This is a genomic window from Rhodococcus sp. no. 34 (genome assembly GCF_054589475.1).
Genome location: NZ_BAAILK010000047.1, coordinates 204,618 through 211,273 on the forward strand (window position 1 = coordinate 204,618; position 6,656 = coordinate 211,273).

The window sequence follows — 6,656 nt, forward strand, 5'->3', positions numbered from 1 at the left end:
ATTATGTTGTTGCGCTGGTCGTTCCAGCTGGATCGAGAATCGTGACACCCATACCGGTGAGCCACTCGGGAATCGCTTCGTAGGCAAGGCGTTCACCCGGAACGTAGTCGAGCATCGCGGCCATCATGAGCCAGGTCCGCAGCTCCTGCGCACCGTTGCCCGCCTCGTCTTCGATCTGCTGCGTCGTGAACTCGGCAAGCTCACTTGCCTTGCCGCTGGCAAACAGATCAAGAATGCGGTCATCGAACTCCGGAGTGATCGCGGCATCGGCTGCGCGGATGATCTGGCGTCGCCGGACGTCGTAGTCGGACCAGTTCTCCCGGCCGTCCAGCCAGGCTTGAACCATGAAATCCTCGTCCTCACCGTGCGGATCACGCCAGTCCGGCCAGGGCAGACGATGAGACAGTCCGCCGGACGCGATCACCACGACGCGGGTATCCGCCGGATACGACGCAACGGCATCGCGCAGGGCCTTCGCCACTTCCTCACATCGCTTGAACGTCGGGAGAGGCGGTGCGAATACGTTGACCACCAACGGAACTATCGGAACGTTGATTCCGTCGAGAAGGTACTGAATCGCGTGAGACTGACCATGATCGATCTGCAATCGCGCCGAGTAGGCAAGATCGAACCGGCCACCTTCGATCAGCTCGTTTGCAAGGTGCCTGGCGAACTCCACGTCGACCCGTTGCGGCCCCTTGGGTGTTCCTGACTCGCCACTGGAAATGCACTCTCCGACGCCGAGAGTGAACGCCGGAATCAGATCCAGCCAGAAACCACGAAAGTGGTTGGAGCCGAGAATCAAGACAACATCGGGTTTCGACGCCGCGATCTTCTCCCGGCTCAGATACAGCGCGTCCCGGAAGCGTTCGGCCTCCGCCTTGTGCGTCGTCTCTTCCCAATGGGTGTTCATCAAGGTGCTGTGGGAGGCACCGATACCCAGAACTATCTTCGCCATCAGTCGATTCCTACTTCCTCGAGCGAGCGGGTGACGGTGTCGAGGGCCACTCGGATCAGATACTTCGTAAATCTCTCCGCCGCAGCCAGATCCACAGTGTTCATCCCCATCGCGAAGTCCACCTCGAACGGTGCGTCGACCACCTTGGGCATACCCACCCGAATCGTCGGGATGCCGCGGCTGCGCAGGATGTTTGCGTCGGTGGCTCCACTCGCGTCGAAGAAGTCCTGATGCGGCTCTCCTTCGGCAGCTTCCCACGCGTCGACTGCGGCACGGCGCAACCACATTCGAGGGTCGGAACCCTCACCGGGGATGGCAAGAACCTGTTCGACGTCGATCTGCAGATCCAACGATTGTGCAATCTCCGCCACGACAGCTTTGAGTTCACGCTTGGCTGCGGTGGGCGTCGTCCGCGGGCTGAGCCGCAGATCAACGGTAAGGCGCACCTGCTCGGGGGTAAACGACGCTGTTCGCTCCCACCCGCCGCGGATGTTGGCAACGATCCCCTGCGGCGCAACCAAACCGTCCTGATGCGCCGCCGAGTACTTCGGGAACCATTCCTCCAACTTGGCGACCACCTCGCCGGCTGCGGTAATCGCGTTGCGGTACGGCAACCGGTGGCGCGAGCCGACGTAGGTGTGCAGACCGTGCACCGTGATCTCGAACCAGGCCAGTCCCACTTCTTCCCAGGAAACTGTCCAGCCGGGCTTGGCGATCAACGCGCAGTCCGCCCACACTCCCTGTTCCAGGAGGAACGAGCAGCCGACGCCCTGGCCGGTGTTGCGTCGGGGGTTTCCGACACCGGGGCGGGCATTGGTCGGCATACCGCCGGCGCCGAATCCGAGTACCAGGTCCCCGCGGAGCGGAATACCCGCTGCGGCAATTGCTTCGGCCGCTGCGACGATGCAGACGGCGTGGCCTTTGGGGTTCGACGCACCCAATCCGATCACGTAGTTCTCGTCGAACTGAGCGTGCGGCGTCAGATCCGCTCGCAGCTCGTTTCCCACCCACGGCAGGTCTTCCGCCGGATCGCCCGTCGTGACGGTGTCGATCGGCGCATACAGCAACAGGTCCGGTCCGGACCCGTCACCGCGGAGCCTTCCCCACGAGTTCGCTTGCCGATCATCGAGATCCATTGTGTGGGCCTCGATGCCCGACGCTGCCAGGACCGCCGTGATGTGGCGGGCCAGCGGTGCTTCGTCACCCGTCGGGCTGGGAATGTTCACCACCGAAGTGGCGAGATCCCGCAATCGCGCACGATCGACATGGGCGTAGGCTCGCTCGACCCATTCCCGGCGCTCGTCGCCTAGGCCTGCGAGAGCATCGGCCCTCGCAGTGGTCATGGATTGACCTGATGTACCTGAGTATTGCTGCGCTCGCCGGCCAGCTGCCACAGCTTGGGAACTGCCACTGCAACAGCGGCACCGATAGCAACAGCCGTCAGAATCTTGAACATGTATCTCTCCTATTCGCTGGTGCCGGTGGGAATCTGAGCGTCGGCGACAGGGGCCGAGCGGGGCGTTGGCGTCCGGCGCTCTCGGGTGGGCCTGACCGGCGCCTTGGGGGTGTGCTTGGCCGCGTCGGCGATCTTCTCGGCGTACTCTTCCTCTGCCAGATTTCGCCACGTCGTCAGCGACACGTCCGGTCGGTACAGCTTCTCCGGCGGCGCGTCGGTGACCTCGACCATCCACGCATCCTGACCCGAGAACTGACCGTGGAACAGCCAGCGGATCGCGCCGAGGTACTTGGCGTAGAAGCCCAATTTTGCTGCGCCGGAGACGAAGTTGACCATGAGGCCGACGTACTTGTGGTTGTCTTCGTCCACCGGGACGTAGAACTCGTAGTGAATGAACTTGGGGTACGCGATGCGCAGGACACCCGGCATGGACAGTGAAGCAAAACCGGGGAAGTTCTGAGCTGCGATCACAGGATTGACGTCCAGACCGGCGCCGACGTTTCCGATCTGCGAAATCTGCGTCTCGTCCGGCTTCTTCTTCCACCACCGCTTGTTCGTCCAGGTTCCCACGCCCGGGAATTCCGCCTCCCAGTACACCTCTTCCTGCACGCGGTAGATCCAGCGTCCCTCCGGAACGATGCTCGTGATGTTCCACGTCGGCATCGGCTTGAACAGACGCCACAATGCGGTGCGGTGCAGGTACTTCGCATGTCCCTCGTCGAAACCGTTCTCACATGCGAAGCGCCAGTTACCTTCTCGGGGCTGAATCCGACCACCGACGATACCCTTGTTCTCCACCAGCTCACGCGGCAACTGGTCGTCGATGGACGGCGCCGGCTCGTTGGCGATCGGGATGTACACCCACACCAGACCGAGTCGCTCCTCGATCGCATAGGTCTGGACGTTCAGCTTGCCGCAGATCTTGGAATCCGGACCGTCGGTGATGACCGCGGCCAGCTTGCCGTCGGTGAGCCGGTACGTCCAGCCGTGGTACGGGCAGCTGACGGTTCCCGGGAACTGCTGATCGCCCTCGGACAGCGGAACGCCGCGGTGCGGGCACCGATCGTGCAGGGCATATGCCTTGCCTGCGTCGCGGATGATCGCCAGCTTTTCACCACAGATGGTGAAGCTCTTGGGGTCTTTGGTGATGTGGTTCGACCACGTGACCGGGTACCAGTAACCGCGGTATCCGCTGCCGGCTGCGTTGTAACCCGGCCATGCCGTCCAATCCTGCCGACCGGCCGCTCGTGGCCGCTCGGGCAGCGCGAACGTGGCTTCCGACGCCTCGACACCAGTCATGTGAAGTCCTCTCGACACTGAACGTTTGAATGAAACAGATCTTGGGTGAGATTGCGGTCTACGCCAACGGATTCGGTTCGCTCAGCAGACCCGGACCACCACAGCGGTTCCGACGGCACACAGCACGCCATCGTCCGAATACTCCCGCAACGCCAAAGTCAGTTGGTCACTGTCGATTTGGGATACTTCACCCGACACCTCGAGCGTGGTTCCGACAGGCGCGGGCGCACGATTCTGCCAGGAGACGGACACAACTCCTTCGTATCCACCGGCAAAGTGTGACGCGGCACGAAAGAACAGCGTGCCCTGCAACTGGGCCATGACCACCGGTGCGGACAACCCCTCCGTCTGCGCATAAGAGGCGTCGTAGTGAATACGGTGCGAATTGTGCGTCGACGCCCCGAATCGAAGGATCCGAACCGGATCGCAGACCAAGGTCACCGATTCGATCGGCGTGCCCACCACTACTGTTTCGGTCATCGGACGATGAACTTCTCGACGACCTCGGCAAATGCGCCGGACTGCGCACCCCGGTAAGTCTTGGTGACCGAGAGCAGCAGAAACTCGTCCGGAGCCCGGCCCTTGGTCGTCACGGTATCGAGTACTCGCCCTACGACGACATCCTCACCCAACGGGGCGGGTCGCAAAAACGTCACACTCTGCCCGCCCGCCATCAAGCGCACGTCGATACCGTCTGTGCCCGGCACTTCGTCACGAAACATGCCGTCTGCTCGGTACTCTCGATCGGAGCCGCCTTGCGGTCCTCGCAAAAGCGAAGGCAGATACATCGGATGGACGGCAAATGCCGGGTGCTCCGGGTCGAGAAACCGGGAGTCCGTCTCGGCGGCGGCAACCGCAAACGCAACCGACTCCGCCGGACGCACCGTTCCCAGCTCTCTCGTTTCCCGCGTACCGATCATCGCCTCCGCGCGATCACGCGCATGCTCGAGTTCTGTTCTCATGCCAGCACGCTAGGCATTCGGAAGTCTCACAGCCACGAACCGGGTTCGCCTGCCGGACCGCAATACTTCCCATACCGCTCACCTCGAGGTCAGGTATAGCCATGGCTGATCAACCGAAGAGCTTGTACGCCAAAGCAGATGGCGTCACATTCCATTACTACGACCTCGGCGAGGGCGACCCCACGATTTTCCTGCACGGAGGCGGCCCCGGCTGCACTGCGTGGTCCGACTTCGGGCCGGTGGCACCGCTCTTCGCCTCGGATCGACGAGCGATTCTCGTTGATCTCCTGCAATACGGTCGGTCCGACAAGTGCACCATCACCGGCCCCATGTGGGACTTCCACGCCGCCAAGATGGTTGCCCTGCTCGACGAGCTCGGAATCGAACGCGCAGACTTCGTCTGCAACTCGTGGGGCGGCACCATAGCGCTCAATCTTGCGGCAAAGTACCCGGAACGCGTTCGCTCCCTGGTGATCACGGGCAGCATGCCCGTCTTCTACGGACCACTCGCGCCGCTCCCCGAGGATGGCCGTCGTGGCCGCAACGCCCGCGACGTCTACTACGGCGGCACCGGCCCCACCCTCGAAAAACTCCGCACCTTGATCACCAGTCTCGAATGGTTCGACGGATCGAAGTTGCCCACCGAAACTCTCCAGATGCGATACGAGCAAAGTCTCGACCCCGAAGAAATGGCCCTGGCTGCCTCGGCGGACTCACCTCGTGGCGATTGGCAGGATCTCACAGCTGAACTCGGCCAGATCCAGGCGCCGACGCTCTTCGCCTGGGGCATGCACGACGCGTTCCTCACCCCGGACTACCCGCTCATGCTGGCGCGGATGATTCCCCATGGCCATCTCTACATCATGGACAAGGCGTCGCATCATCTTCAGGAAGAGCGACCATACGACTACTACAGTGTAGTTTCGGGTTTCCTTGACCAACAGCACAACTGAACGAACGGTGATCGCCCCGACGGGCGGTGCACGGATCCGATTGGTACTGCTTCTCGGAATTCTCACCGCCCTCGGGCCGCTCACCGTCGACATGTATCTTCCTGCGCTGCCGCAGATCACGCAGGAATTCGGCACGTCGGACACGATGGTTCAGCTGACCCTGACCGGCACCCTGCTGGGTCTGGCTTTCGGCCAGTTGCTCATCGGCCCACTGTCCGACATCTACGGACGTCGACGTCCCCTGCTCGTGGGCACAGTAATTCACGTCGGCGCGTCGTTGGCCTGCTTCTTTGCTCCGTCCATCGAAGTCCTCACTGCGCTGCGAACCCTTCAAGGTTTCGGCGCCGCCGCGACGGGCGTGATCGCGATGGCAATCGTTCGTGATCTCTTCACCGGACACGATGCGGCGGTTGTACTTTCGCGACTGATGTTGGTCATGGGCGTAGCGCCCATCCTGGCCCCCTCCATCGGTGGGGCACTGATGTCCGTAACACAGTGGCGCGGAGTCTTTCTCGCTCTCTTCGTCCTGGGCATCGCCATGATCGCGCTCGCGGCGGTATCGCTTCCGGAGACACTTCCACCCGAGAATCGGTCGGGCAAGGGCATCGGCGCCATCGCGCGAAACTACATTGCGCTCGGCCGTGATGCCCACTTCATGGTGTTGGTACTTGTGTGCGGTCTCGGCCGCGGCGTTCTGTGGTCGTACATCGCCGCGTCGTCCTACGTGATGCAGGAACAGTTCGGACTGAGCGCCACCGCATACGGATTTGCCTTTGCCGGCGGTGCCGTCGTTCTGATCGGTTCGTCCCAGCTCAACGTCGTGCTCCTCGGCCGGTGGTCGCCGAATTCCATCACGATCTGGGCGATGTGGGGCAGTAGTGCCGTCGGCACTGCATTTGTTGTTGTTGCCGCCACCGACTCGTGGGGCTTCGTCGGGTTTGCCGTCCCCATCCTGCTGATGCTCTGCGCAACGGGTTTTGTCATGCCCAACGCACCGGCGGTTGCACTGTCCCGCCACGGAGAAGCCG

At 62.4% G+C, this 6,656-nt stretch carries 7 protein-coding genes; 2 read left to right on the top strand and 5 right to left on the bottom strand.

The genetic code is table 11. From position 1 onward, the window contains the following. Window position 1: 1 nt before the first annotated feature. The 5 genes from ACYP01_RS26655 to ACYP01_RS26675 form a co-directional block, all read right to left on the bottom strand. On the bottom strand, window positions 2-958 hold the full coding sequence (locus tag ACYP01_RS26655; protein WP_459683123.1) for a DODA-type extradiol aromatic ring-opening family dioxygenase: 957 nt from the start codon (window positions 956-958) through the stop codon (window positions 2-4). After that, complete coding sequence (locus ACYP01_RS26660) at window positions 958-2,301, bottom strand: M20 family metallopeptidase (RefSeq protein WP_428691699.1); 1,344 nt, start codon at window positions 2,299-2,301, stop codon at window positions 958-960. Before ACYP01_RS26660 ends, ACYP01_RS26655 begins: the two co-directional genes overlap by 1 nt. 122 nt (window positions 2,302-2,423) lie before the next feature. Then, entirely contained in the window at window positions 2,424-3,713 is a 1,290-nt protein-coding gene (locus tag ACYP01_RS26665; RefSeq protein ID WP_007731634.1) for an aromatic ring-hydroxylating oxygenase subunit alpha, read from the bottom strand. An 81-nt stretch (window positions 3,714-3,794) separates the two neighbouring features. Beyond that, on the bottom strand, window positions 3,795-4,193 hold the full coding sequence (locus ACYP01_RS26670) for a hotdog family protein (RefSeq protein WP_459683124.1): 399 nt from the start codon (window positions 4,191-4,193) through the stop codon (window positions 3,795-3,797). After that, the gene (locus tag ACYP01_RS26675) at window positions 4,190-4,675 is read right to left on the bottom strand and encodes a hypothetical protein (RefSeq protein WP_459683125.1); all 486 of its coding nucleotides are present in this window, start codon (window positions 4,673-4,675) and stop codon (window positions 4,190-4,192) included. Before ACYP01_RS26675 ends, ACYP01_RS26670 begins: the two co-directional genes overlap by 4 nt. 101 nt (window positions 4,676-4,776) lie before the next feature. Between ACYP01_RS26675 and ACYP01_RS26680 the strand changes: the two genes are divergently transcribed. Both ACYP01_RS26680 and ACYP01_RS26685 read left to right on the top strand, forming a co-directional pair. Then, a complete protein-coding gene (locus ACYP01_RS26680; protein WP_459683126.1) occupies window positions 4,777-5,628 on the top strand; it encodes an alpha/beta fold hydrolase in 852 nt (283 codons plus the stop codon). Window positions 5,629-5,635: 7 nt separating this feature from the next. After that, window positions 5,636-6,656, top strand: a 1,021-nt coding sequence (locus tag ACYP01_RS26685) for a multidrug effflux MFS transporter (RefSeq protein WP_459683127.1), incomplete at its 3' end; no start/stop codon positions are given.

Bases quoted from the DNA above. Each gene is read 5' to 3' on its own strand.
- ACYP01_RS26665 (WP_007731634.1), bottom strand. From the start codon at position 3,713: ATGACTGGTGTCGAGGCGTCGGAAGCCACGTTCGCGCTGCCCGAGCGG.
- ACYP01_RS26660 (WP_428691699.1), bottom strand. From the start codon at position 2,301: ATGACCACTGCGAGGGCCGATGCTCTCGCAGGCCTAGGCGACGAGCGC.
- ACYP01_RS26680 (WP_459683126.1), top strand. From the start codon at position 4,777: ATGGCTGATCAACCGAAGAGCTTGTACGCCAAAGCAGATGGCGTCACA.
- ACYP01_RS26675 (WP_459683125.1), bottom strand. From the start codon at position 4,675: ATGAGAACAGAACTCGAGCATGCGCGTGATCGCGCGGAGGCGATGATC.
- ACYP01_RS26655 (WP_459683123.1), bottom strand. From the start codon at position 958: ATGGCGAAGATAGTTCTGGGTATCGGTGCCTCCCACAGCACCTTGATG.
- ACYP01_RS26670 (WP_459683124.1), bottom strand. From the start codon at position 4,193: ATGACCGAAACAGTAGTGGTGGGCACGCCGATCGAATCGGTGACCTTG.